Source organism: Streptomyces sp. NBC_00620 (genome assembly GCF_026341825.1).
Classification (GTDB): Bacteria; Actinomycetota; Actinomycetes; order Streptomycetales; family Streptomycetaceae; genus Streptomyces.
The window spans coordinates 1,708,281-1,732,546 of sequence record NZ_JAPENY010000001.1 but is presented as its reverse complement, the minus strand read 5'-3'; the positions used below and the strand labels follow the sequence as shown (position 1 = coordinate 1,732,546).

General features: G+C 71.7%; 22 protein-coding genes. 13 read left to right on the top strand and 9 right to left on the bottom strand.

All coding sequences use genetic code 11. The annotated features are described in order from the left end of the window. Position 1 precedes the first annotated feature (1 nt). The gene (locus OG246_RS07875) at positions 2-991 is read right to left on the bottom strand and encodes a helix-turn-helix domain-containing protein (protein WP_266457834.1); all 990 of its coding nucleotides are present in this window, start codon (positions 989-991) and stop codon (positions 2-4) included. Between the two features lie 137 nt (positions 992-1,128). On the opposite strand from OG246_RS07875, the gene OG246_RS07870 reads away from it, so the two are divergent. The 5 genes from OG246_RS07870 (at position 1,129) to OG246_RS07850 (ending at position 5,752) form a co-directional block, all read left to right on the top strand. Beyond that, a complete protein-coding gene (locus OG246_RS07870; protein WP_266457833.1) occupies positions 1,129-2,193 on the top strand; it encodes a trans-acting enoyl reductase family protein in 1,065 nt (354 codons plus the stop codon). 89 nt (positions 2,194-2,282) lie between these two features. Beyond that, positions 2,283-3,227 (top strand): RNA polymerase sigma factor SigJ, encoded by a 945-nt coding sequence (gene sigJ / locus OG246_RS07865; protein WP_266457832.1) that lies wholly within the window; start codon positions 2,283-2,285, stop codon positions 3,225-3,227. Positions 3,228-3,350: 123 nt separating this feature from the next. Continuing rightward, a complete protein-coding gene (locus OG246_RS07860) occupies positions 3,351-4,544 on the top strand; it encodes an NAD(P)/FAD-dependent oxidoreductase (RefSeq protein ID WP_266457830.1) in 1,194 nt (397 codons plus the stop codon). A 111-nt stretch (positions 4,545-4,655) separates the two neighbouring features. Beyond that, a complete protein-coding gene (locus OG246_RS07855) occupies positions 4,656-5,348 on the top strand; it encodes a hypothetical protein (protein WP_266457827.1) in 693 nt (230 codons plus the stop codon). Between the two features lie 32 nt (positions 5,349-5,380). Then, positions 5,381-5,752: a hypothetical protein gene (locus tag OG246_RS07850; protein WP_266457824.1), complete on the top strand. Its 372-nt coding sequence runs from the start codon at positions 5,381-5,383 to the stop codon at positions 5,750-5,752. Between the two features lie 6 nt (positions 5,753-5,758). Here the strand turns inward: OG246_RS07850 and OG246_RS07845 are convergent, their stop codons facing one another. Further along, on the bottom strand, positions 5,759-6,064 hold the full coding sequence (locus tag OG246_RS07845) for a hypothetical protein (protein WP_266457821.1): 306 nt from the start codon (positions 6,062-6,064) through the stop codon (positions 5,759-5,761). A 146-nt stretch (positions 6,065-6,210) separates the two neighbouring features. Here OG246_RS07845 and OG246_RS07840 point away from each other — a divergent pair, with 146 nt between their 5' ends. Then, positions 6,211-8,559 carry a histidine kinase gene (locus OG246_RS07840; protein ID WP_266457818.1) on the top strand — a complete coding sequence of 783 codons (2,349 nt, stop codon included), beginning with the start codon at positions 6,211-6,213 and terminating at the stop codon, positions 8,557-8,559. Next, positions 8,559-9,215 carry a response regulator transcription factor gene (locus OG246_RS07835; protein ID WP_266463963.1) on the top strand — a complete coding sequence of 219 codons (657 nt, stop codon included), beginning with the start codon at positions 8,559-8,561 and terminating at the stop codon, positions 9,213-9,215. The genes OG246_RS07840 and OG246_RS07835 overlap by 1 nt, the downstream gene beginning before the upstream one ends. 23 nt (positions 9,216-9,238) lie before the next feature. On the opposite strand, the gene OG246_RS07830 is transcribed toward OG246_RS07835, so the two are convergent. After that, the gene (locus tag OG246_RS07830) at positions 9,239-10,156 is read right to left on the bottom strand and encodes a peptidoglycan-binding protein (RefSeq protein WP_266457815.1); all 918 of its coding nucleotides are present in this window, start codon (positions 10,154-10,156) and stop codon (positions 9,239-9,241) included. A 160-nt stretch (positions 10,157-10,316) separates the two neighbouring features. After that, a complete protein-coding gene (locus OG246_RS07825; RefSeq protein WP_266457812.1) occupies positions 10,317-10,973 on the bottom strand; it encodes a TetR/AcrR family transcriptional regulator in 657 nt (218 codons plus the stop codon). Positions 10,974-11,177: 204 nt separating this feature from the next. Between OG246_RS07825 and OG246_RS07820 the strand changes: the two genes are divergently transcribed. Genes OG246_RS07820 through OG246_RS07810 form a run of 3 tightly spaced genes read left to right on the top strand, consistent with a single transcriptional unit; the run spans position 11,178 to position 14,613 of the window. After that, the gene (locus OG246_RS07820; protein ID WP_266457810.1) at positions 11,178-12,029 is read left to right on the top strand and encodes an MBL fold metallo-hydrolase; all 852 of its coding nucleotides are present in this window, start codon (positions 11,178-11,180) and stop codon (positions 12,027-12,029) included. Between the two features lie 56 nt (positions 12,030-12,085). Continuing rightward, positions 12,086-13,672, top strand: coding sequence for an MFS transporter (locus tag OG246_RS07815; RefSeq protein WP_266457808.1), 1,587 nt, complete (start codon positions 12,086-12,088; stop codon positions 13,670-13,672). After that, a complete protein-coding gene (locus tag OG246_RS07810) occupies positions 13,669-14,613 on the top strand; it encodes a fumarylacetoacetate hydrolase family protein (protein ID WP_266457806.1) in 945 nt (314 codons plus the stop codon). The genes OG246_RS07815 and OG246_RS07810 overlap by 4 nt, the downstream gene beginning before the upstream one ends. 75 nt (positions 14,614-14,688) lie before the next feature. On the opposite strand, the gene OG246_RS07805 is transcribed toward OG246_RS07810, so the two are convergent. Beyond that, positions 14,689-15,969, bottom strand: coding sequence for an SH3 domain-containing protein (locus OG246_RS07805; RefSeq protein ID WP_266457805.1), 1,281 nt, complete (start codon positions 15,967-15,969; stop codon positions 14,689-14,691). A gap of 234 nt (positions 15,970-16,203) precedes the next feature. Between OG246_RS07805 and OG246_RS07800 the strand changes: the two genes are divergently transcribed. Further along, the gene (locus tag OG246_RS07800) at positions 16,204-17,001 is read left to right on the top strand and encodes a M23 family metallopeptidase (RefSeq protein ID WP_266457803.1); all 798 of its coding nucleotides are present in this window, start codon (positions 16,204-16,206) and stop codon (positions 16,999-17,001) included. A 94-nt stretch (positions 17,002-17,095) separates the two neighbouring features. On the opposite strand, the gene OG246_RS07795 is transcribed toward OG246_RS07800, so the two are convergent. From OG246_RS07795 to OG246_RS07785, 3 genes are all read right to left on the bottom strand, one after another. Then, the gene (locus OG246_RS07795; protein ID WP_323178280.1) at positions 17,096-18,781 is read right to left on the bottom strand and encodes a serine/threonine-protein kinase; all 1,686 of its coding nucleotides are present in this window, start codon (positions 18,779-18,781) and stop codon (positions 17,096-17,098) included. Continuing rightward, positions 18,778-19,578 carry a serine/threonine protein kinase gene (locus OG246_RS07790; RefSeq protein ID WP_266457801.1) on the bottom strand — a complete coding sequence of 267 codons (801 nt, stop codon included), beginning with the start codon at positions 19,576-19,578 and terminating at the stop codon, positions 18,778-18,780. Before OG246_RS07790 ends, OG246_RS07795 begins: the two co-directional genes overlap by 4 nt. 215 nt (positions 19,579-19,793) lie before the next feature. Beyond that, positions 19,794-20,909, bottom strand: coding sequence for a hypothetical protein (locus OG246_RS07785; RefSeq protein ID WP_266463959.1), 1,116 nt, complete (start codon positions 20,907-20,909; stop codon positions 19,794-19,796). 518 nt (positions 20,910-21,427) lie between these two features. On the opposite strand from OG246_RS07785, the gene OG246_RS07780 reads away from it, so the two are divergent. After that, entirely contained in the window at positions 21,428-22,345 is a 918-nt protein-coding gene (locus OG246_RS07780) for a hypothetical protein (RefSeq protein WP_266457799.1), read from the top strand. 62 nt (positions 22,346-22,407) lie between these two features. Further along, entirely contained in the window at positions 22,408-22,830 is a 423-nt protein-coding gene (locus OG246_RS07775; RefSeq protein WP_266457797.1) for a peptidase inhibitor family I36 protein, read from the top strand. 82 nt (positions 22,831-22,912) lie between these two features. On the opposite strand, the gene OG246_RS07770 is transcribed toward OG246_RS07775, so the two are convergent. Further along, positions 22,913-24,133 (bottom strand): Ig-like domain-containing protein, encoded by a 1,221-nt coding sequence (locus OG246_RS07770; protein ID WP_266457793.1) that lies wholly within the window; start codon positions 24,131-24,133, stop codon positions 22,913-22,915. Between the last annotated feature and the right edge of the window lie 133 nt (positions 24,134-24,266).

Here is a 24,266-nt window from a genome sequence, read left to right as displayed (position 1 = left end):
GCTACTGCACATGATCCAGGGCAACTGGAGGAACAGACGGCACAGTTGGTTCATAGCGTGAGCGAAAAGTCCGGCGGTAGGTGTCCGGGGGTACGCCGACCGTGCGGTTGAAATGGCGGCGCAGCGTCGTGGCGGTTCCCATGCCGGTGGCCGCCGCGATGGTGTCGACGACGTCGTCCGTGGTTTCCAGCAACTCCTGGGCGCGGCGGATCCGTTGGGTCAGCAGCCACTGCAGCGGGGTGGTGCCGGTCACCGCCCTGAAGTGGCGGCCCAGATTGCGTGAGCTCATCCGCGCCCGGCGGGCCAGGTCCTCCACGGTGAGGGGTTGGTCGAGGCGTTCGATCACCCAGGGGAACAGCGCGGCGAGCGGGTGGTCGTCCCGGCTGGGCATCGGGGTGGCGACGAACTGGGCCTGGCCGCCTGCCCGGTGCGGCGGCACGACCAGGCGGCGGGCGACGGTGTTGGCGACCGCCGAGCCGTGGTCGAGGCGTACGAGGTGCAGGCACAGGTCCAGCGCGGCGGCCTTCCCTGCGGAGGTGAGCACGCTGCCGTTGTCCACGTAGAGGACGTCCGGGTCGACCGCCACTCCGGGGTAACGGGCGGCCAGGATCTCGGTGTGCGCCCAGTGCGTGGTCGCGCGCCTGCCGTTCAGCAGGCCGGCGGCGGCCAGCACGAACGCGCCCGTGCACAGGGACGCCACCCGCGCACCCGCCTCGTGGGCCGCACGCACCGCGTCGACCAGATCGGCGGGCGGGTCCACGTCGACGTCCGCCCAGCCGGGGACGATCACGGTGTCGGCGTACCGGAGCCGGTCGAGTCCGTGGTCGGGCTCCAGCCGGAAACGGCCGACCCGCACGGCGTCCGGTCCGCAGACGGCGAGGTCGTACCAGGGGACGGTCACGGCGGCCGGGGCGGGGCCGAACACCTCGTACGCCACGGACAGTTCGAAGTGAAGCATCCCGTCGGTGACGGCCAGCGCGACAGATCCCATGTCCGTAATTGTACGGGGCATGGCGTTCCGGACACTCGCGGCGGGACACCGGCATTCGCCAGGATGTCCGTAACGGATCAATCGAGTACGGCGGATCGGTCGGGTACGGCGGATCAGTCGACTACGGGGGAGAACTCATGGGATCGGGACAGCCGGAACAGTCCGGTCAGACGGTGGCGGTGTTCGGCGCGTACGGGCACACCGGGCGCTTCGTGGTGGCAGAGCTGCTGGATCGCGGGTTCGTCCCGGTTCTCACCGGCCGCGACGCCGACAAGCTGCGGGCAATGCAGGCGTCCCGTCCCGGACTTGACGCCCGGCCGGCGTCCGTCGACGATCCGGCCTCGCTCGATCGCGCACTGGCCGGAGCCGCGGCCGTGATCAACACGGCCGGGCCCTTCGCCACGACCGCCGCCCCCTTGATCGAGGCGGCACTGCGTGCCGGAATCCCGTATGTGGACGTGGCGGCCGAGCTCGAGGCCAACCTCGACACGTTCGCGCACTTCACGGACCGCGCCCGCGCCGCGGGAACGGTGATCGTCCCCGCGATGGCCTTCTACGGCGGCCTCGGCGACCTGCTGGCCACCGCGGCGATGGGCGACTGGACGGAGGCCGACGAGGCCCACATCGCGTACGGGCTGAGCAGTTGGCACCCCACAGCCGGCACGCGCGCCGCGGGCGAGGTCTCCGGGGCCCGGCGAGGCGGCCGGCGCCTGCGCTACACGAACGGGCGCCTTGAGCACCACGACGACGCCCTGCCCACCCTGGACTGGCCCTTCCCCGACCCGCTGGGCACCAGGTCCGTCCTCGGGGAGTTCACGATGGCCGACGTCGTCACCATCCCCAGCCACCTGTCCATCCCCGAGGTGCGCACCTACATGACGACCGAGGCGGCCAGGGACCTGTCGGCCCCTGACACACCGTCGCCGGCCGCGGTCGACGAGCACGGGCGGTCCGAGCAGACCTTCCTCGTCGACGTCGTCGTACGCTCCGGCGGCACCGAACGGCGCGCCGTGGCCAGGGGCCAGGACATCTACGCGGTCACCGCGCCGCTCGTGGTGGAAGCGGTCCACCGCATCCTCACGGGGCAGACCAGGACGGTCGGAGTCGCCTCCGCCGGCGAGATCTTCGACGCACCCGCCTTCCTCCACGCGCTGTCCCCGCACATCTCCCTCGACCTGTTCCAGCAGCAGACGGCGTCCTGACCGTCGCAGCATCTCGGCCGCCGTGCACGGCCGCCGGGCACGGCGGCCCATGCCGCGGCCGTCGCGCCGCGAGAGTTAGGATCCGGTTCATGGCCCTGACCATGAACGATGTGGACCGGTTCGAGGCCTCCAGACCCCGCATGGAGGCCATCGCCTACCGCCTCCTCGGCTCGGCGAGCGAGGCCGAGGACGCCGTGCAGGAGACGTTCCTGCGCTGGCAGGCCGCCGACGTCGACCGCATCGAGGTCCCCGAGGCATGGCTGACGAAGGTCCTCACCAACCTGTGCCTCAACCAGCTCACTTCGGCCCGCGTACGGCGCGAGACCTATGTGGGCCATTGGCTGCCGGAGCCGCTGCTCGACGGGGACTCGATGCTCGGCCCCGCCGACACCGCCGAGCAGCGCGAATCGGTCTCGTACGCGGTTCTCGCCCTGTTGGAGCGACTCTCCCCCAACGAGCGGGCGGTGTACGTGCTGCGGGAGGCCTTCGGCTACTCGCACCGGGAGATCGCCGAGATCCTCGACACCACCGAGGCCGCCGGCCAGCAGATCTTCCACCGCGCGAAGAAGCACGTCGCGGACGGCAGGGCCCGCGCCGAGATCGACGAAGCCGCCGCCCTGCGGGTCGTCGAGGAGTTCCTCGCGGCCGCCACCAGCGGCCGGACCGAGCCGCTCGTGCGGCTGCTCACCGAAGACGCCATCGCGATCGGCGACGGCGGGGGGAAGATCCCGGCCCGCGCCAAGGCGTTCGAGGGTGCTCTCGCGGTCGCCAAGTTCATGCGGGGCCTGTTCAAACCAGGCCAGAGCAAGCGCGCCCTGGTCGGCGGCTCGCCCGGGGTCTACACCACGACCGCCAACGGAGCCCCCGCCCTCGTGGCGGTTCTCGGCGACCGGGTCATCGGCGTCATGTGCCTGGAGGTCACCGCCGAGGGCATCGCCGCGTTCCGCAACCAGGTCAACCCCGACAAGCTCGAACGCGCGACCCGGCGCTGGGCGGCCGCCGACCACGGGGAACCCCTGCTCCACGCCTTCTGAGCCCGGTGCACCCCGGTACACCCCGATGTTCCCTGATGTGAGGTGCTTCACATCGTGCTGCTGTCAGGAAACGGCGGGCTGCCCGGTTCAAGAGGCGAATCCGCTTGAGACAGGAGCAGGGACATGCAGCACCGCATCATCGTCCTCGGGGCCGGATACACCGGAGCCATCGCCGCCGGACGCCTTGCCAAGCGGCTGCGCCGCGAAGACGTCGCCATCACTCTCGTCAACGCCGAGCCCGATTTCGTCGAGCGCGTGCGGATGCACCAGCTGGCGGTCGGCCGGAACCTCACGCCCCGGCCCTTCAGCGAGATGTTCGCGGGCACCGGCGTCGAACTGAAGCTCGCGAAGGTCACCGGCGTGGACGTCGACCGCAAGACCGTCGCCGTCCTCGACGCGAACGGCGCGGAGGAGCTGGAGTACGACAGCCTCGTGTACGCCCTCGGCAGCGGCTGGAACGACCAGGGCGTCCCCGGCACCACCGAGCACGCCCACCAGATCGCGAGCCGCCCCGGAGCGCTCCGGCTGCGCGAGCGGCTGGCCGGCCTGGACGCCGGAGAGACCGTGGCCGTCGTCGGCGGCGGCCTGACCGGCGTGGAGGCCGCGACCGAGATCGCCGAGGCCCGCCCGGACCTCGACGTCGTCCTCGCCGCCCGCGGCGGCCTCGGGGACTGGCTCTCGCCCAAGGGCAGCCGGCATCTGCGCAAGGTCTTCGACAAGCTCGGCATCACCGTGCACGAGCACGCCGCCGTCGCCGCCGTACAGGCCGACCGGATCGCCACCGCCGACGGCACGTCCATCCCGGCCGCGGTCACCGTGTGGACCGCCGGCTTCGCCGTCCACCCGATCGCGAAGGCCACCACCCTGGAGGTCACCGGCACCGGCCAGATCGTGGTCGACCGGACCATGCGCTCGGTCTCGCACCCGGATGTGTACGCGATCGGCGACGCGGCCAGGGTGATGGGCCCCGGCGACAAGCCGCTGCGCATGTCGTGCGCCTCGGGCGTCCCCACCGCGTGGCAGGCGGCCGACGCCATCACGGGGCGTCTGACCGGCGGCAAGCTCCCGAACGTGCCGATCCGCTACTACAACCAGTGCATCTCGCTGGGCCGCAAGGAAGGCCTGATCCAGTACGTCACCGCCGACGACCGCGCCGTCCGCGCGGCCCTGACAGGACGGGTCGCCGCCGTCTACAAGGAACTGATCTGCAAGGGCGCGGCCTGGGGCGTCGCCAACCCGAAGGTCATCCCGACCCGGCGCCGCCCGGTTGTCCGGGAGCTCGCCCGGGCGGGCTCGACGGCCGGTGCACCGGCCTGACCCGCACACCGGAACGGGCGCCCTCCACGCAAAGGCGCCCGCTTCCGCTGCCGTACGCGGCCATACGTATTTGGATCGCGTAGGCGTACCGGACAGGCGATGATCTGCCCCATGACAGAGGTGGCGGGCCCGGGTACCGACGACGACCAGGGGTGGAGCGAGCGCTTGGCGTGGGCCTACGGCCTGACAGCCCCGGACCCCGCCGAACGTGCCGCTGCCCTCGTCCGACTGGCCAGTGCCCGCAGCGAGGTCGAGGCTGCTGTTCTCCGGGTCCAACAAGCCTGGCACCCGACCCCCTGTTTGCGACTCAAGGCGCGGGACCGGGCGGCCGCGGACAAGGCCTACGACGAGGCGGCGAGCCGTAGCCTGCCTGAGGCACTGTGGAGCAAGCCGTACTCCCAGGAGATCACCACGTGGCCGGGGCTGCCCTTCGCCCTGCTGTACCTGGAGTGGGAGGTCCGGTACCCCCGGGAGTGGACACAGCACGCCAAGGCATGGGGCACGAAGCAATCCCTGATAAGGCAACTGGCCGCTGCCGACCACGACCACCAGGTGAGGGCGAGACTCATCGACCTGGTCGGCCTCGTCGTCCAGCGGTCCCACCGGTGCAAGGACCGTGAGTACGTCCGGGTCGCCCGAGCCGTGGACGGAGACGAGCTGCGCGACAGGCTTCGCAGGGCTCATCGCTCGGAGAACCCCACGGCGCGGCTTCACGCGGGCTATGTGCTCTGGCTCCTCGACCGTCCCGAGATCCCGAACACCCGGCATGTCTGGCGCATGTGGCTCGCCGGCACGCTCACCTGACGATTCACGGCGCGCAGCGGCAGGATGGCCTCATGACAAAACTGCCCGTACGGTCGGTCCGTCGCGCCTCCTCTGGTTCGGTGCTGTCGTTGTGGTCCCAGGACTCCGTGTTGTCGATCGGCTCAGTGGGATCGGTGCTGTCCGTGGGGTCCGTCGGTTCGGCCCTGTCGGTCGGCTCGATCGGAAGTGCCCTGTCGGTGGGCTCGATCGGTTCCGCCCTGTCGCTGATCTCCACCGGGTCCTGGCTGAGTACGGGATCGGTGTTTTCCGCGCAGTCGCGGTGGTCGGTGCTGTCCTGGCGTTCCTCGCACGGTTTCATGGCCGCGGGCGCGGTCGGGGCGGCGGCCGGAGGCGCCCTGCTGCTGGCCCAGATGCTGCACAAGGCCGAGACCGGCACCGAATGACGTGGATCAGGCCGAGAGGGCGTCGGTGGTGTGTTCGTCGTCGGCGCACGCGCGGCTTTCCCTGCTGACGAAGAAGCTCAGCAGGGCAGTGAGGCTGGAGGCGATGGCGATCCGCACGGCCCATTCGCCGACGGCGCCGTTCCCGACGGCCGATGTGTAGGCGTGCGCGTTGAACAGGGCGTTGCTCAGGGGCCAAGAGCCCGCACAGGTCAGCACATAGACCCACAGGGGCGGTTCGTTGGAGGCGGTGAGGACGCCGGCCGCGGCGATCACGACCACGCTGAGTGCGACGGTGAGCGAAGTGATGTCCATGGCCACCAGCCTTCCGCCGGGCGGCCGTTGAATCGTCGGCGCAGCGGAGGACCGGATCCTCTACCGCAGGATAGAGACGCCTCACGCGGGTAGGGCCGGAGGCCCGATGCCCTGACCGTGCGGCGGGCCTTACGCTCGTGCCCGACATGGAGACGACACGAAACTGGGCGCTTCCGGGGCTGCTCGTCGCCGTGCAGGTGGTGTTGCTGTGGCCCGGGTCCGGTCTGGTGGAGACCGGGACACCGGGCCCGGTCGGTGTCGTCGGCATTCTCGTCGCCGTCGCGGTGGAGACCGTAGCGCTGAGCCTGCGGCGGCGCGCGCCCGTGCGGGCGCTGGCGTGGACCCTGGGTGCGTCGGCGCTGGGCCAGGCGACGGCGTACGACGCATACGCGGATCTCGGCCTGTTGGTCGCCCTCTTTTCCGTCGCGGTCCGAAGTCCCGTCGCGGTCACCTCGCGTGCCTTCGCCGCGGCCGTCGGCACGTCCTGGCTGCTGGCGGCCGTACGGCTCGGGTTCCACCCCGCGCTCGCCACCCAACTGGCGCTGGTGGCAGCCACGTACGTCGTCTGCGCGGGCCTCGGGCTGGCGCGGCGGCAGTGGCTGGCCGGCAGGCTGGCGGCGGCCCGCCTGCTGGCCGGGGCGGAGGAGAGCCGGCAGCAGGCCGGCGAAGCCGAACGCGGCAGGCTCGCACGCGAGTTGCACGACGTCAGCGCACACCATCTGACCTCGGTCGTGGTCACGGTGGACGTGGCTCGCAGACTCGGCGACCGCAAGCCCGAACTCGTCGCCGAGGCACTGGAGTTCGCCGAGCGGACGGGGCGGGAAACCCTGGCGGCGATCCATCGGCTGGTCGCGGTGATGCGGGACGCGGGCCACGCCGACGCCCGGCCGATGACCGGACGCATCCATGAACTCGTCTCCGGATTCGGCCGGTTGGGCCGCCCGATCGTCACCGAGATACCCGACGACCTCGCCGGACCCGCCGCCGAAGCGGTCCACGGCATCGTGCGCGAGGCCCTCACCAACGCCCTGCGGCACGCGCCCGGAGCTGCTGTGCGGGTCGTCGTAGGCCGTGCGGGCGGGACGCTGGAACTGACCGTCGACAACGCCGCCGCACGCGGCACGGCCGACTACGGGGGAATGGGATCCGGCAGGGGCGTCACGGGCATGCGGGAGCGCGCGGCGGCCGTCGGCGGGGAACTGACGGCGGGACCCGGGCCCGACGGGGGCTGGCGCGTGCGCGCCCAACTGCCCGACGCCACAGGGCCCCGACAGTCCGACGTACGTCCCCGACGGCGCGACTTCCTCCGCGAGCAGAGACTGACGGACACCGCGCTCGCCTTCACCGCGACCGTGCTCCCCCTGGTCTTCCTGCTGGTGGACGCGGAGGACTGGAAACCCCACGACGGCACGACCGGACCTTGGGTCATCGGCCTGGTGTCCGCGCTGCTCGCTCTGCACACGCTGCCGCTGCTGTGGCGGCGACGCGCACCCTGGCTGGTTCTCGCCGCGGTGCTGGCCACGTCGTGGCTGTGGCCGGTGGCCTGTGTGTCGGCCCCGCTGTCAGGACGGGTGTCGCCCTTCCTGGCGGGCGGTCTGGTGGTCGAGACGCTGGCCGTGTACGCCCTGGGAGCCTACGGTCGCGGCGCCGCGTACACCTGGCCCTCGCCGCTCGTGGCCGCTGGTGCGAGCGCCGGTGTGCTGACCGTGACGGCCGCCGCCGACGGCGCGCTGGTCGGCGACGAGGGCCCTTCCCTGCTCACCGTGGCGCTGCTCGTCGTGCCGCTGGGCATGCTGCTCTGTCTGATGTTCGCCCTGGCATGGAGCGCGGGGCTGATCGTCCGCGGTCGACGGCTGCGCGCTGTGGCCCGCGACGATCTCGCCCTCAGCAACTCCCTGTGGGAGGCGCACTCCGCGGCCGGTGTCGAGCGGCACCGGCTGGCGGCCCGGCTGCGTGACGCGGTGCTCCACCGCACCTCCTCGCTCGTCGAACTCGCCCACCAGGGACGCCTGGACGAGGTGGCCGCCGAGGCCCGCGCCACGCTCGCCGCCATGCGGGAACTGCTCCACGAGATGAACGACGTACATCCGCGCTCACCGCAACCCACCGTGGCCGACCTCGACGCACTGTGCCGGACAGCGGGCCCCGCAGGCCGGAAGGTGACCGTACGCGGCATCCCCGAATCCGCCGCAGGGCTGCCGGAGTTGGTGATGGCGACGGCGTACCGGATGGTGGAAGCGGCGCTCGGCGCGGGGGACCGGGGGCCCGCCCGGGTGAGCCTGCGGCGGCGCCGGGGAGCGCTGCACCTCACGATCACCGGCGTACGCCTGGCGGTGAACGGCCCGGTCACGGAACGCCTGCGGGTGCAGGCCACCGCCGCGCAAGCCCGCGTCACCTTCGAACCGACAGGTACGGTAAGGGCGTTGCTGCCTCTGCGGACCGGACCGAGTCCGGACGCCCCGGCCCAGGAGGTGTCCCCGTCGCCACACGCGTGATGGTCGTCGACGACCAGGCAGTGGTCCGCGCCGGATTCGCCGCCATCGTCGACGCCGAACCCGACATGACCGTGGTCGGCGAAGCCGGCGACGGTGCGAGCGCCGTGCAGCTCGCCACCCGCGAGGCGCCCGACCTGGTCCTGATGGACATCCGGATGCCGGGCATGGACGGCCTGACCGCGACCCGTTTCATCACCGCGCTGGAGACGGGCCCCCGCGTTCTGGTGCTCACCACCTTCGACCTCGACGCCTACGTGTACGAGGCGCTGCGGGCCGGCGCCTCGGGCTTCCTGCTCAAGGACGCCCAGCCCGAGGAGCTCCTGACCGCGCTGCGCGTCGTCGCCTCCGGCGAGGGCATCCTCGCCCCGGCCGTCACCCGCCGCCTGATCGACACCTTCGCCCAGGGCGCGCCCCCGCCGCCCGCCGTAACCGGCGCCCTCGGCCAACTCACCCCGCGCGAACGGGAAGTGCTGCTCCACATCGCCTCGGGCCTCGCCAACGCGGAGATCGCGGCCACCCTGGGCGTGACCACCGGAACCGTCAAAACCCACGTCAACGCCCTGCTCACCAAGCTGGGGCTGCGGGACCGGGTGCAGGCGACGATCCTGGCGTACGAGAGCGGCCTCATCCGCCCAAGGGGCGCGCCCGCCGGGTGACTTGGACTCCGTACCCCTTGGTCTCAGGAAAACAGGAGGCGCCAGGTCAGCGGTCCCGGGGTGCCGTCGGCGTCGCCGCGCAGTTCCTTCCGTGACTTCTGGAAGTCCCGCACGTTCAGCCGGTCCGCCTCGCCCCAGGTCCTGCTGGGGCCGACCTTGTAGTGGTCGCCGAAGCCGCGCTTCACCAACTGCTTGCCGAGCTGCAGGACGTACGCGTTCGACGCCCCGGCCACGAAGTGCTTGCGTCCCGGGAACGCGGGGACCTTCGGCTTGGCGGGTGTGGTCGGTTCCGGGGTGTCGTCGCCCAGATCCAGGTCCGCCTTCGCGTGCTTGAGGAGCCTGGCGAAGTCGATCGCGCCGGGGTCGCCATGGACGTTCTCGGGCACGTGCATGTGCCCGCACACTCCCTTGAAGTCCGTCCACTGCGCGGCCTTCAGCCGCTGGCCTGCGCGGTTCGCGTACGAAGTGGGGTACGCGGGCCACGACTTCGGGCCGGACAGCGGTACGCCGTGCTCCTCGTGCATCCAGGCCAGGAAGCGGGCGACGCCCTGCAGTGCCCAGTCGGGCGCGTCCGGCCAGTAGATGTGCGCCCGGCCCGCGGCGTTCCACTTCGCGTGCGTCGCCGGGTCGCAGGTGCCGACCAGCTCGACCTGGCACACGTTCATGGTGTTCGTCTCGACGCCGCCCCGCAGATTGACCAGCGCTCTGGAGGAGGTCTCTATGTCGAAGTGCTGGTACCACTTCAGCTTCTTGGCCCCGAGGTCGGGGACCGCCGTCAGGTTCGGTGCGGAGGAACCGCCGCCGTATCCGGGCAGGCTGGAACCTTCCGTGGTGTGCAGGACGACGACGTCGACCTGCATCGGGTCGCCGCCGAAATCGTCCTGGTACCAGTTCGCACGGCTTGCGGCGGGGTATCGCTGTGGCCCTGTCTTGGTGCTCATCACAGACTCCTGAGGTGGCGGAGGATTTCTTCAATCCTCGAAGAACGGCCACCCCGGCACATCGGCTCAGAACCTGATCTCCGCACCGACGGTCTGTATCCGGAGATAGAGGGCGGACTACGACCGAGGTCGCATCCCGCGCACCATCTGCCGGCCCGGTTCAGCGGCCGGAAGGTACGCCCTCCCCTTCCCGGTCGAGAATGCCGAGCAGGATGACGTCGAGGGCCCCGTCGAGCCGGTCGCGCAGGTCGAAGGGGGCGGGTTCCACCCGGATCCAGCGCAGGACCGTGGAGAAGTAGCTGGCGGCCAGCATGGCGCCGACCTGGTCGGCGTCGACACCTGTCCGGAGCTCGCCGCGCTGCCGTCCCCGCTCGGCGATCTTCGCCAGTTCGATCTCCAGGGACCGGTCGTGCAGGAGGCTGCCGACCCGGGCGCCGGCGTCCATCAGGACGGTGGTCTCCGGCCGGGAGGCGATATTGAGCTCGGCCATCTCCCGTAGGTAGCGGCGCAGTTGGTCGCCCGTCGACAGGTCCTCCAGCTGCGACGAGCCGAGGATCTCCGCGACCCGCGCCCGCCGCCGGGCGCCCCACTCCTCCAGGAAGCCGACCTTCTGGGAGAAGTGGTTGAAGACGGTGGCCCGGGCCACGTCGGCGGCCTCCGCGATCTGCTCCATGGTCGTCGTCTCGTAGCCCTGGGTGACGAACAGGTCCAGCGCGGCGGCGTAGAGCTGATCGCGCACCTGCCGGCGCTTGCGCTCGCGGCGTCCGGTGGGCCGGGTGTCCGCTGCGGCTGTGGCTCCTGCCTCCGGGATCTGCATGGCCCCCAGTACAGCACGGGCGTGCACGGGTCTTGACCCGCCCGACCCCTCCTATTTACATTGCAGTCCATTGGTGGACTTGAGTCCATCAATGGACTCAAGTCTTGCACTGGAGGCAGCGTGGCTTCCCTGGTTTCTCCCCTCCGCCCGGTCGATCTCGGCCGTGGCTGTCATGCGTGGATCCCGAGCGCCGGCGGCTGGGGAATGAGCAACGCCGGACTGGTCACCGGCCGCGGCGAGTCCCTGCTCGTCGACACCCTCTTCGACCTGCACCTGACCGGGGCCATGCTGGCCGGCCTTGCGCCGCTGACCGACACCGCGCCCATCTCGACCGTGGTCAACACCCACGGCAACGGCGATCACTGGTTCGGCAACCAGCTCGTGGCCCACGCCGAGATCATCGCGGCCCGCGGATCGCTGACCGACATGCGGCAGGCGGGCCCGGCCGAGGTGCGGGCGCTGCTGGCCGAGGACAGCGACGCCGGACGGTTCGCCCGCCGGATCTTCGCCCGCTTCGACTACCGCGATGTCCGACCCGTCCTCCCGAACCGGGTTTTCGAAGGCGAGACGGTCCTGGACATCGGCGGGACGGAGGTCCGGCTGATCGACGTGGGAGCCGCGCACAGCGCCGGGGACACGATCGTCCATGTCCCGAGCGCGCGGACCGTCTACACCGGTGACATCGTCTTCGTCGGCGCCACCCCCCTCGTATGGCACGGCCCGTTCGCGGGCGGGCTCGCCGCCTGCGACCTGCTGCTGGGCCTCGACGTGGACACCGTCGTGCCCGGACACGGCCCGGTCACCACCAAGGCGGCCGTCCGGACCGTCCGCGACTACCTCTCGTACGTCCATGAAGAGGCCACCGCCCGCTTCACCGCCGGAATGCCGGCCGCGGACGCGGCACGGGACATCCGCCTCGGCCCCTTCGCCGGCCTCGATGAAAGCGAACGCCTCGCGGTCAACGTCTACACGGTCTACCGCGAACTCGACCCCGGCCTGCCCCCGCTCGACGGCCCCCAGCTCTTCGGCCGCATGGCCTGCCTCGCCCACCCCTGAGCCGCCTCCGTGGCCGCTTCCCCTCGGCCATGACCCGCACCCAGCAAGGAGGAGACATGGTCTCCAGCCCCGCCTACGACCCACCCGCCGCCGCCCCTTCCAGCGCGCCGGCCGTCCTGCGTCCGGGCACCCTCATCGCCGGATGCCTGGCCGTCTGCCTCGCCCAGATCGGCCTCGTCCTGCCCGCCGCGATCAACGGTGTCATCCAGCGCTCCCTGGGGACCTCCGGCGCCGAACTCACCTGGATCAGCGACGCGTTCCTCGTCCCCGCCGCGGTCCTGGCGCTGACCTTCGGTGTCGTCGGTGACCTGTACGGCCGCAAGAAACTCCTGGTGGGCGGCGCCCTGCTGGCGGCGGTCGGCTATCTGGTCTCCGCCACCGCCGACTCGGCGGCGCAGCTGATCACCGGCCAGGCGCTGTCCGGCATCGGCGCCGCGGCCCTCTTCCCCGCCTCCCTCGCCGTGATCATCGCCGGGACCCCGACACCGGCGGCCCGCGCCCGGGGCCTGGCCTCCTGGACCACCGCACTGTCCCTGGGCGCCCTCATAGCCCCGCTGCTGTCCGGGGCGGTCGTCGAACACACCTCGTTCCACTGGGCGTTCGCGGCCACCGGCGTCCTGGCGCTCGCCACCGCGTTCGCGGCCTGGCGGCTGACCACCGAGTCCAGCGCACCCGAAGGCCGCTCACTGGACTGGCCGGGCCAGATCACCATCGCCCTCGCCCTGCTGGCCCTGCTCTACGGCATCATCCAGGGCCCCACCGACGGCTGGGGGTCGGTGACGGTCGTCGGCTCCTTCGTCCTCGCCGCGGTGATGCTGGGGGCGTTCATCGCGGCCGAGTCGCGGAGCAAGTCTCCGATGCTGCGCCTGGAGCTGTTCCGCAATCGGGCGTTCTCGGCCTCGGCCGCCATGGCGGTGATCGGCATGTTCGGCTTCCTGGGCGGCGCGTACGACCTGAGCATCCGGCTCGGTGTCATCCAGCACCAGAGCCCGCTGCGGGCCGCGGTGCCGTTCCTGATCATCCAGGCCGTCACCCCGCTCATCTGGCCGCTCCTTGTCCGCCTGCTCCAGCGGGTGGGGCCGGGTCCGATGCTGGTCACCGGCTTCGTCTCGCTGGCCGTCGCCCAGCTGTGGCTGCGTGCCGTGCCGGTGCACGAGACCGGAATTCCCGCCCTGCTGGGGCCACTTGTTCTCAACGGCGTCGGCTTCGGACTGGTCGTCGCCGCCATCACCGCCGCCGCGGTCAACGTCGTGGCGCCCCATCTCACCGGCATGGCCGCCGCGACGACCAGCCTGGTTCGCGACCTCGGCCAGACCCTCGGCCCCGCGGTCGTGGGCGCGGTCGCCCTCGCCGTGGCCACCGACCAGCTGACCGGCAGCCTCGGTGCGGCGGCCCTCACCCCCGCCGAACACGGCACGGCCACGGCCGTTCTCGAGGGAGGCGGCCCGCTCGCGCTGCACACCGCCGACCTGGGCCCACTCAGCGCCAAGCTCGCCCCGCTCACCGAACGGGCCCTGGCGGACGGATACGCCGATGTCCTCCTGCTCACCGCCGGCGCCTGCGTGACCGCCGCCGTCATCGCCGCCGTATTCCTGGGCGTGAGGCCGCGCGCCGCCGCCCAGCTGGAAGGGAGCCGGTCATGAGGTTCGCGACCTTCCTGTACGGCGGCCGACGGCAGTCGGGAGTCGTGGTGGACGACAAGGTCCACCCCTTCGAAGTCCCTGCGGAACTACAGGAGTTCATCAAGGCGGGAGAGGACATGTTGCGCACGGCAGCTGCGGACGCCCTGGCCGGGACATCGCCCCTGCCCCTGGCCGACGTACGACTGCTGCCCCCTCTGCAGCCGCCCACGGTGCGGGACTTCTTGACCTTCGAGCGTCATGTGGAGGGTATGGCGCGGGGACACGGCGACACCGTCCCCGAAGAGTGGTACCAGGCGCCCACGTTCTACTTCAGCAATCCCTACGCGGTGGTCGGCGCCCACGACGACGTGCCCGTCCCGCCCGGCTGCGAACGCTTCGACTTCGAACTGGAAGTAGCCGCGGTCATCGGCAAGTCGGGCCGCAACCTCAGTCCGGCGCAGGCCCGCGAGCACATCATCGGCTACACGATCCTCAACGACTGGTCCGCCCGCGACCTGCAGGGCCGCGAGATGAGAGTCGGACTGGGCCCGGCCAAGGGCAAGGACTCCGCCACCACCCTCGGCCCCTGGCTGGTCACTGCCGACGAACTCGAACCCCACCGCACGGCCGACGGCTTCCTCGACCTCCACCTCACCGTCGAGGTCAACGGCGAGACCGTCGGCCAGGACAGCCTCGCCGACATGGCATGGACCTTCGAGGAGATGACGGCCTACGCCTCCCGCGGCACCTGGGTCCGCCCCGGCGACGTCCTGGGCTCCGGCACCTGCGGCAACGGCGGCTGTCTGGCCGAACTCTGGGGCCGCCACCTGGTCCCGGAACCGCCACCGCTCGCTCCCGGAGACACGGTCACCATGACCGTCCAGGGCATCGGAAGCATCAGCAACACCGTGGTCGAAGGGATGCCGCCCGTACCCGTACCCCGCGCCCGTCACAGACACTGAACGTGTCCGGTTGGTGGGCCGACGGAAGGCGCCGGCCCACCAACCGGATTCCCGGTCCCTTGCCGCGGGGCGGTGTCAGGGGCAGCGTGTGGTGACGCCGCCGGTCTCGTCGCCCTTGAGGTAGATACCGCTGACGTAGCCGACGCCGCCCGCATTCAGCGGCAGACGGACCCACTTGTCGTTGGTGACACCCTCGGCGGTCACGCTCTGACCGACCACCCAGCACTCCGCCGGGTAGGACTCACCCGGGTACACCTTGCTCTTGGCCTCACACGAAGTCGACGCACACGAACGGACATTGGCCTCCGCCCACGCCGTCACCGTCGCCGAACCACCACCACCGCTGTCCGGCATGAAGGTGACGTCCACCCAGCCGTTGTCGGTCATACCGAGGCCGTCCCAGAAGGTGCCGTCCGCGACGTCGATGCCGGCCGGATTCGCCGCTCGTCGGCCGAACTCGTCGAGCCCGCCGTTGTAGCCGTTTTGGTACGCCGCCTGAGCCTCGGGGGTGCCCTGCGGCAGATCGCGCCACATCTCCCGCTGCGCGGGCGGGTTCCAGTAGTCGTCGCGGGTGTTCCACGGGCCTACGTCCCACACGGGCGCGGTCTCGCAACGCCCCTGGTAGCACAGCCGCACCTGGTACTCGTGTCCGCCGTTGACCGCCAGCATCCGTCGCGAGGGCAGGGCCACGAAGTGGTCGCGGGGCTGGATGACATGGCCGTTGGCGGTGGTCTGCCCGGTGAGGCCCTCCCGGGTGGCGAACAGCCGGTAGGTGGGACCGGACGCGGCCGCCGACAAGCCGTTCTCCGGGGTCTGCTGCGGCGCGGGCTGCTCGGCCGCGGCCGCGACGGTGACGGCGTGGACGGTGGGTGAAGCACCGCCGGGGACGCCGAGCAGGGTGAGCCGGACCTGGAGGAGGGAGACCGCCTGCGGCAGCCGGACCGCGCCGGCGCCGTCTATGGTCCGCCACTGCGTCCAGGTGCCCGGGTGGTTGCTGCCCCGGATCTCGGTCTGCACCTTCGTGCCGGTGGGGAGCTCCGCCTCGGTCAGCACGGTGAACGCCGTGAGCTGGCGGCCGAGGCTTCTGCCGGGCGAGGTGTAGACGGCGTGGGAGGCGCCCCGTACAGACGGTGTCCGGGCTCTGCTGTTCTCGACGGTGATCCCGTCCGGACGGGAGGCGACGTTGCCCCGCTCGGCCTCCGGTCCCGTCAGGTCGATGCGCCAGCTGTCCTGACGTTTCTGATCCTGCGCGGCGGCGGACGGCACCGCCAGGCCCGTCAGGACGAGCAGCAGGCACAGGACCTGCGTTGCCCACAGCGGCGTACGCCACTTGGCACGCACGGATACGACACGCACGGGTTCCCCCTTGGTGGATGCGGACTTGGTGGATGTGGACGACTTGGTGGATGCGGACGACGGTCCAGGACTACCGCCCCCACCGGGCGCCGTCTCTCCGCAAACTTCCGGATGCCCCGGGGGGCCGCCGCGCGCCTAGGGTCCGTGCTCCGGCCTGCCGTGCCCAGCGGGCGAGGGCCGGACCACCGCACCCCACGGCTCGTCAGAAGCCGCTACCTCATGGGAGGAACCCAAGTGCGTCTTGGTCTGAACGGGATGAACCTGCGGGCCGGCCTGCTGGCCGCGGCGGCGGCCCTGCTGCTGCCCCTCGCGGCGGCGGCCCCCGGCCACGCGGCGACGAACGGCTCCGCCGCCGCCACCGCCTTCGCCGGCTCCTGCCCGGCCGCCGGCGTGGTCACCCAGGGCTACAGCAGCGCCCACGACGGTGTCGACATCGCGAACTCGCTCGGCACCCCTATATACGCGGTCGGCGCCGGCGAGGTCATCGCCTCGGGGCCTGCCCAGGGCTACGGCCAGTGGATTCGCATCCTGCACTCCGACGGCACCGTGACCGAGTACGGCCACATGTACCAGCGGGATGTCTCCGTCGGCCAGCAGGTGTCGGCCGGACAGCGCATCGCCCTGATGGGCTCCGAGGGCGACTCCACCGGCGTCCACCTGCATCTGCGGGTGCGGGTCGGCACCTCCACCTCGATCCGCGGCATCGACCCGGTCCCGTACCTGAGCGACCGCGGAGTCGGGCTGCCGTGCACGCCCGGTGGTGGCGGTGGTGGTGGTTCGGCGACGGTGACGGCGTGGGCGGAGGCCAATGTCCGTTCGTGTGCGTCGACTTCGTGTGAGGCCAAGAGCAAGGTGTACCCGGGTGAGTCCTACCCGGCGGAGTGCTGGGTGGTCGGTCAGAGCGTGACCGCCGAGGGTGTCACCAACGACAAGTGGGTCCGCCTGCCGCTGAATGCGGGCGGCGTCGGCTACGTCAGCGGTATCTACCTCAAGGGCGACGAGACCGGCGGCGTCACCACACGCTGCCCCTGACACCGCCCCGCGGCGGCCCACCCGGGGGCCGGGCCGCCGCGACCCGCGGCTCAGCCGGCGCAGGCCGGGACGTCAGCCGGCGCAGGCCGGGACGTCAGCCGGCGCAGGCCGGGACCGAGGGCTTGCTCCTGGTCCGCACCTCGGGCAGCCAGGCGGTGGTCCGCACGGTCTCCGCACCCTTCTCCGCCGTGGGCAGCCGCACCCGGTACCACCGCGACGACCGGACGCCCGCCTCGTCGGTGATGGGGATGCCCCGCTCCAGACCGCACTCGACGGCGAGGACATCGCCGTGCCACACCCGGGTCTGCACAACGTTGTCCAGGACGTAAGCCATGGTGGGGTCGATGGCCAGTCCGAGGCTGCACAGCGGGTGCCGGTCGGTGCTGGCGCGGCACTTGTCGTCGGCGTTGTACACGCTCAGCCGTGCCTCCGGCGCCCGCCCGGAGCCGCCGTCGGAACCTCCCCACTGCCACCAGGCGCCGCCGCCCGCGCCGAGCAGGGCCAGCGCGGCACCGGCGGCCAGGGCCACGGCCCGCTTACGACTCCGCGGCCGGGCGGCCGGGCTGTCGTCCCCCTGCCCGGCGGCCCGGATGCGTTCCAGCAGGCTGTCCGCCGTGTGCGCCGCACGCTCGACGTGGGCGGGCAGGAGGCAGTCGGCGGCCAGGGTGCGCCAGAACTCCGGCACCACGACGTGCAGCCTGAGCGGCGCCCTGCCCTCGGCGTACTCCTGGACCGCCGAGGCGCGGGAGGTGAAGGTGGCCCCGGGGAAGGGCGAGGCACCCCCGCTGAACACCTGATGGATCATCACGCCCAGGGCCCACACGTCGGCGGTGGGCCGCACCTGCACCCCGCGTTCGTCCAGCGGGGCCCTCCAACGCTCGGGCGGCAGGTAGTCGGGCGATCCGAGGGGCGGGATGTAGCCGTGGGTGCCGCGCGTCCCCTCCAGCTCGACGGTGAGACCGAAGTCGGAGAGCCGTACCGAACCGTCCGCCATGATCAGCACGTTGTCCGGCTTCAGGTCGCCGTGCACCCAGCCGAGCCGGTGCAGGTGGGCCAGCCCCTCGCAGATCTCGGTCACCAGCCGGTCCGCTTCCGGCAGCGGGTTGCCGTCCGCGGCGTCCAGCAGGTCCTGCAGGCTGCTCTCGGCCCGCTCCATGACCAGTACGACGGCGCCGTCCAGTCCGGGCACCTCGCTGTCGCCGAGCACCACGGAGTCCAGCAGCCGCATCAGCCGGGGATGGTGGGCCCGGCTGCCGAACTCGATCTCGCGCCGCGCCGTCTCCGCCAGCCGCGCGGCCTGCCGGGGAGCCAGCCCCGAGGTCGGCAGGAACTTCAGCGCGACCCGGTGCGGTGCTTCGGCGCCGCCCTCCGCGGCCTCCGCCTCTGCCGGGGCCGCCGCGTCCTCCGACGCCTCGCGGCCCTCGTAGACCTGCCCCCAACCACCGTCGGCTATCGGCTCGGTGACCTCCCAGCGGCCTACGCGGAAGCCTCGGGGTATCCGGCCGGCGGTCTTGGCGGAGCCGTTGTGGTCCGACCCGTCGGTCCGGCCCTGGTTCGTCTCGTCGGTGCGGCCGTGACTCGATTCGCCGGTGCCGCCGGTGCCTGTCTCGCCGGTCTCGTCGGGATGCGGTTCGCCGGTCCGGTCGTGGTCCGTCTCGCTGGTCCCGCCGGGTCTCGGTTCGTCGGTACCACCAGGGCCCGTCTCCCCGGTCCCGCCGCGACCCGGTTCGCCCGTCCCCCCGTCGACCGTCTCGTCGTACGTCTCGCCCGTACCGCTCACCGGTTACCCCCGGACGGTGCCGGTGCCGGGAGCGGGAGGCCCGGGGCGCGGGACGGCAGCAGTGCCAGGTGCTCCTCGCGGACCAGGCCGAAGCGCAGTGCGACGCCGACGACGGCCTCGCGCTTGCCGGTACGTCGTGTACCGCTGCCCGAGGCGTCGACGTCCTGCGGCCCGCGCACCCGCAGCTTCTGCTCGGCCAGGTAGTCGATGTGGGCGCTGACCGCCCGCGCGGTCAGCCGCGACAGCGCCGGGTGGGTGCGGATGCGTTCCACGACCTGCGGGGTGCTCGGCACGGAGACGGCCGACTCGTCGCGCAGTCGCGGTTCGCAGAGCGCTACCAGGACGAGGAAGTACGTGGCGGTCTCGTCCAGGGAGTAGGCGTTGAGGGTACGGGTGCCCCAGGCGCCGCCGGGATCGTCCGCGTCGAGGTAGACGTGGTCGGGCGCGAACACCTGGAAGCTCACCGTGGAGCCCCGGGTGGGCAGCACGACCCGGGCGAACTCGAAGGGGATCGGCGCCCCCGACCGGCGCGGCGGGACCCGCAGGTACTCCCCGGCCCCTTCGGGGTTCTCGACCAGGTAGCTGTGGGTGGTGGAGAAGTTGGTGAGCTGCCAGTGGTCCTCCGTCACCCGGATCTCCCCGGCGAGCCGGGAGACGGCCGGGTCGGGCAGCAGCAGTTCGACCGGATGCGCCTTCGTGCCCCGGCCGAAGCGCGCGGTCTCCCCCGGTCCCAGGCGCCGGGTCGTCGTCGGCTCCGTTCGGTGCGCTGACGGCAAATGGATCAGTATGCCGCTCATCGGCAGATTTTCCTTCCCCCGCTTTTCGGCTGGTCAGGCCGCCGGGCATCGTAGCCCCCGGGGGTACCCCGTACGGGCTTCGCTGCGCGTGCGTTGGCTGGATTCCGCCGGAGGCCGTGGGCGGCCGTCCGCCCGGTCGGCGCACGGGGAAGGAGGCGGAGGGCCCCCGTGGATTCCGTTCCACGTGGGGCCCTTCGCCACTCGTCCAGCGCTTCTTACGAGGAACAGACGGGCACTCCGGGGAGCTGGTTCCCCGGCGAGGTGATGTAGATGTTGGTCACGTAGCCGCCGTACTGGGGGAGATAGGCCCACCACGTGTTCGTGTATGGCGGAATGGTGACTTCCTGGCCCAACTTCTGGCAGCTCACCAGGACTTCCACGCCGGCCGGCAGCGTCGTCAGCGGCGCGGAGTCGACGGTGGTGGGCCGCGGGCGCACGTTCACGCCCGAGCTCCAGGTGCCGAACCAGGTTCCCGACGGGCGGACGGCGCCCGGCACGTCGAGGGAGCGGGTGAGCCGGCCCAGGTCCGTGTAGGCCGTGCCGTACGGGGTGCCGTCGGGGTGCAGGGTGAACACGGCCACGATGGTGCGGTCGCCGGCCCCGACCGTGCCGGTGGTGTGCAGCGCCTCCCGGGTCAGGTCGACGGCGGCCGCGGCCCGCTGAGCGGACGGCTGCGCGGACCCCTGGACCCCCGCTGCGGCGAAGGCGGTCGTCGGGGGCTTGGGCGTGCAACCGCCGGAGTTGCCGAAGCCGGACCAGCCCTGCTTGACCGCCCACGGCCGCTCGAAGGAGCCCGCGATGCCGAAGTGCTGGTCGAACCCGTCGGTGCCACAGCGCGTCGACTGCCGCAGGTTGCCCATCACGTAGTCGCGCACCGGCGCCGAGGCGGTGTCCAGGATGTACCGGTAGATCCGTACCGTGTCGGCGGCCGACAGGGCCACGTACCCCCAGGTTTCCTCGTACCCGGCGGGCGGGTTGGCGGTGTCGGTCAGACCGAGCTGCGCCACCGTCCGGTCGATGATCGCCGTCCGCCCGCCGAGGTCCCAGTAGTAACTGGCCGCGGTGTCGTCGCTGCTGCGCAGCATCGAGTCGAGCCGGGTGCGGTCGGCGGCGGACAGGGTGCGGGGGTCGTGGGTGCGCAGGTAGTCGAGGGCGATCAGCAGTTTCACCACCGAGGCCGAGCGGAACTTCAGGGTCTCGTTGATCCGCTCGGTGAAGGTCCCGGTCGTACGGTCGAAGACCGCCACGCCGGCGGTCACGCCCGCCGGTATCTCGGCCTGCGTGGCACGGGCCGGTGCGGCGGTGGCCCGTGGCGTCCCGGTCAGGCCCAGCACTGTCGCGGCCAGGGCGAGGACGGCGGCGTACGCACCGAGTCGCCGCAGGCGTGTCCCGCGCCGGTTAGGCGGTCGCTCGACGGCCGAACTGCCGTGGCGGGTGGTCGGACTGTTCACAGTGGGTTCCCCTTTTCGGTCGGGCCACCGCGGCGCCGCGGTACGGGCACCGGTACGGGCCGGGCAGCCTCGAGCCGGCGCTCCTCGGCTCCGACCGGTGGCGGCGGGAGCACGCTAGGTCGCTCACCGGCCCTGCGGTATCCGGAAGTTGACGGGGTCCGCGCCGCATGACGGTGGGTCGCCCCGGCCCTACCCCACCTGCATGCGGGGCGTCATTCCGTGAACTTCCGGATGACGCACGGGACCTCGCCCCGGATACGTTCCGCAGCGTCCGGCCGCCCCGCACAGCATCGGTCGGGTGCCACGAGTTCGGTCCGGACCGGGGACCGTCTCCCCGGCGGCGGATCACCGTCCACGACGCGAATCGACGAAACGACGAAACGACACGAGGAGTTCCGATGAGCGGCAAGGATCTGCTCCGGACGCTCGCCGTCACGGGCCTGCTGCTCGTCACGGCCTGCTCCGCCGCCGACCGGCCGGCCGAGGACGCCGGCGGCCGGCTGCGTACCGGACTGACCGACGCGGAGCGCAAGACCCTCGGCGGAGCCGAGGAGCGGCTGATCGCCGGCTGTATGCGGGACAAGGGGTTCGAGTACGGGCTCGACCCGGACGGGCCGCGCGGCGAGGTACCCACCCGCCGCTTCGGCCTGGACGACGTCGCCTGGGCCCGCGCGCACGGCTACGGTCTGGACGAGGCGGCCCGGTCCGGCGACCGGGGCGGGAAGGCCGCGGCCGGGAAAAGTCCCCAGGCGCGCTACATCGCCTCCCTCCCGCCGCGCCGCCAGGCCGAGTTCGACCGCGCCCTGAACGGCACCGACCGCGACGCGATCGTCGTCCCGGCGCCCGGCCGCGGCCAGATCTTCACGAGCGCCGACGGCTGCCAGGCCGACGCCCGCCGAGGGCTCTACGGCGATCTGCGCAAGTGGACCGAAGCCAAGGCAGCGGTGGTGAACCTGGAGTACGTCACCTTCGACGACGTGGTGGCGGAACCGAGCTACACCAAGGCGCTGGCCGACTGGAAAGCCTGCATGAAGGCACGGGGACTGGCCTACCCGAGCTCTTCGGAGGCCATCGGCGCCGTGGTGGAGGAGAACCGGTCCCGCACCGCCGAGGAGGCACGGAAGCGCGAGGTGACCGTCGCCGTCGCCGATGCCGAGTGCAACCGCGCGGCCGGGCTGGCCAGGACCGGAGCCCGCCTGCAGCGGGAGCACGTGCGGGACGCCGCGCGCAACGAGTTCGCCCGCCAGACCCGCTACTACACCCAGGCGGTCACCACCGCGCTGGACCGAGCCCGCTCCGTAGCCGGCTCCGACTGAGACCGCACCACCAAGTAACCCACCAAGTAACCCATCGAGAAACCCATCAGAAGGAGAACGCCATGCGCATCACCAAGCGCGCCCTGCTGGGGCTGGCCCTGGCCGCCACCCTGATCCCGATCGCCGCCACCACCGCCCAGGCCGGGGGCACGAAGCCCACCTGGAGCCGGGAGAATCCCGGCAACTGCCCGGAGGGGTTCCTGTGCGTCTACAAGGGGATCAACTACGACCTCGCCGACGCGGGCATTGCCAAGTTCCAGTTCGACAACCCCATCTGGTCGGACACCGACAACCGGTACATCGCCCACGAGGACTCGTCCTGGTTCAACAACGGCACCGGAAGCTCGTACAGCTCCGTGGAGGTCTTCGCGGACAACGGCTACGGCGGGAACTCCTTCTGCCTGGACAAGGGCTGGGGCAACAAGTGGGACGAGGTGGCGAACGACCAGGGCGAGGCCAACCGCTGGGTGAACGGCCCCTGCTGACCCACCGTCACCACTGACCCACCTCCGCCGCTCGCGCCGGCCCACCACCGGCGCGAGCGGCGGCGTCACTTGCCTTGGCGCCTCACCGCAGCGCGCTCTTCTCCTGCCACTCGCTCCACGAGAGATTCCACGCACCGAACCCGTTCCCCGGCGCGACCACACCCTTGGTGTCCTTGCCGGTGATCTCGAACGGGTCGCCCGGCCGCACCTGCCCGTAGAACCAGGACGCGTTCGCGTCGCTCATTCCTATGCATCCGGAACTGTGGTTGGAGTTGCCGAAGTAGCGGGCGTTCCACGGGGCGGCGTGCGCGTACATGCCCGACCAGGTCAGCCGCATCGAGGAGTTGACCATCTTGTCGTAGGCGTCGCCCAGGCCCACCGTCTCGGAGTTCATGTTGATCGTGCCCTCCTTGGCCATGAGCACGGCGGTTCCGCGCCATGAGCGCTTGTCACCGCCGGGTGTGCCGCCGGAGACCGGTATGCGCCGGACCGTCTCGCCGTCGCGTACGAGGGTGAGTTGGTGGCTGTCGAGGTCGACCTTGACGATCTGCTGGGCGCCGATGGTGAAGGTGGTCGTGTAGTCGCGTACGAACCAGCCGCCGGCCGCGCCCGAGTCGGTGCCGTTCAACTCGCCGTTCAGCGTGACCTTGGTCCCTGGCTTCCAGTACGTCTTGGGCCGCCAGTCCACCCGGTCCCTGCCCGACCAGTCGGTTATCCAGCCCCAGGAGCCCTCGGTGTTGTTCGAGGTGGTGATCCTCAGCTGCTTCTCGACCTCGGCCCGGTTCTTCACCGGGTTGTCGAAGACCAGGGAGATCGGCTGGGCGATGCCGACGGTGGCGTCGGCGCCCGGTCGCCAGTCGACCTTGTTGACCTTGTCCGCCGGAGCCGTGGTGAAGGCGGCCTTGGTGCTCTTGGCGGTTCCGCCCTCGGTCCTGGTCGCCGTCGTCACCGTGTAAGCCGCGCCGGGTATGGCCTTGCGGTCGGAGACCCAGGACCGGCCGTCGGCGGCGACCTTGCCGGCCAGCCGGTGGCCCTCGGCGTCGGCGACGGTCACCGAGGTGAGCCGGCCGCCCGCGGCCGTGACCTTCACGGGCGTGCCCGCCGGGACCTGTTCTCCCGTGGGTGTGACGGTGACCGTGACAGGGCGGTCGTCGGCGGCCGGCTTGCCGTCCGGCTTGGTGTCCTGGGCGCCGGAGGATCCGCTCGACGAGCAGGCGGCGAGCGGCGCCAGCAGGGCGGCCGTGGCGACGGCCACCACGGCGGCCCGGACGCGGGCATGGGCGAGTACGCGTGTGCGGGGCAACCGGGACAACGGGACCTCCGGGAAGGGTGAGAAAGGGGTTGGCCGAGTCGGCGATGTCGTGACTGTAGAGCCGTAAAACCCGAGGTCAGCCGCTATGGAGCAATGTGACGGCGACTGGTGAGGAACGGTCATG

Excerpts from the sequence above, each read along its gene's own strand:
- OG246_RS07870 (WP_266457833.1), top strand. The coding sequence starts at position 1,129 with ATGGGATCGGGACAGCCGGAACAGTCCGGTCAGACGGTGGCGGTGTTC.
- OG246_RS07810 (WP_266457806.1), top strand. The coding sequence starts at position 13,669 with ATGAGGTTCGCGACCTTCCTGTACGGCGGCCGACGGCAGTCGGGAGTC.
- OG246_RS07780 (WP_266457799.1), top strand. The coding sequence starts at position 21,428 with ATGAGCGGCAAGGATCTGCTCCGGACGCTCGCCGTCACGGGCCTGCTG.
- OG246_RS07855 (WP_266457827.1), top strand. The coding sequence starts at position 4,656 with ATGACAGAGGTGGCGGGCCCGGGTACCGACGACGACCAGGGGTGGAGC.
- OG246_RS07845 (WP_266457821.1), bottom strand. The coding sequence starts at position 6,064 with ATGGACATCACTTCGCTCACCGTCGCACTCAGCGTGGTCGTGATCGCC.
- OG246_RS07825 (WP_266457812.1), bottom strand. The coding sequence starts at position 10,973 with ATGCAGATCCCGGAGGCAGGAGCCACAGCCGCAGCGGACACCCGGCCC.
- OG246_RS07835 (WP_266463963.1), top strand. The coding sequence starts at position 8,559 with ATGGTCGTCGACGACCAGGCAGTGGTCCGCGCCGGATTCGCCGCCATC.
- OG246_RS07775 (WP_266457797.1), top strand. The coding sequence starts at position 22,408 with ATGCGCATCACCAAGCGCGCCCTGCTGGGGCTGGCCCTGGCCGCCACC.
- OG246_RS07850 (WP_266457824.1), top strand. The coding sequence starts at position 5,381 with ATGACAAAACTGCCCGTACGGTCGGTCCGTCGCGCCTCCTCTGGTTCG.
- OG246_RS07820 (WP_266457810.1), top strand. The coding sequence starts at position 11,178 with ATGAGCAACGCCGGACTGGTCACCGGCCGCGGCGAGTCCCTGCTCGTC.
- OG246_RS07840 (WP_266457818.1), top strand. The coding sequence starts at position 6,211 with ATGGAGACGACACGAAACTGGGCGCTTCCGGGGCTGCTCGTCGCCGTG.
- OG246_RS07790 (WP_266457801.1), bottom strand. The coding sequence starts at position 19,578 with ATGAGCGGCATACTGATCCATTTGCCGTCAGCGCACCGAACGGAGCCG.
- OG246_RS07875 (WP_266457834.1), bottom strand. The coding sequence starts at position 991 with ATGGGATCTGTCGCGCTGGCCGTCACCGACGGGATGCTTCACTTCGAA.
- OG246_RS07815 (WP_266457808.1), top strand. The coding sequence starts at position 12,086 with ATGGTCTCCAGCCCCGCCTACGACCCACCCGCCGCCGCCCCTTCCAGC.
- sigJ (WP_266457832.1), top strand. The coding sequence starts at position 2,283 with ATGGCCCTGACCATGAACGATGTGGACCGGTTCGAGGCCTCCAGACCC.
- OG246_RS07860 (WP_266457830.1), top strand. The coding sequence starts at position 3,351 with ATGCAGCACCGCATCATCGTCCTCGGGGCCGGATACACCGGAGCCATC.
- OG246_RS07830 (WP_266457815.1), bottom strand. The coding sequence starts at position 10,156 with ATGAGCACCAAGACAGGGCCACAGCGATACCCCGCCGCAAGCCGTGCG.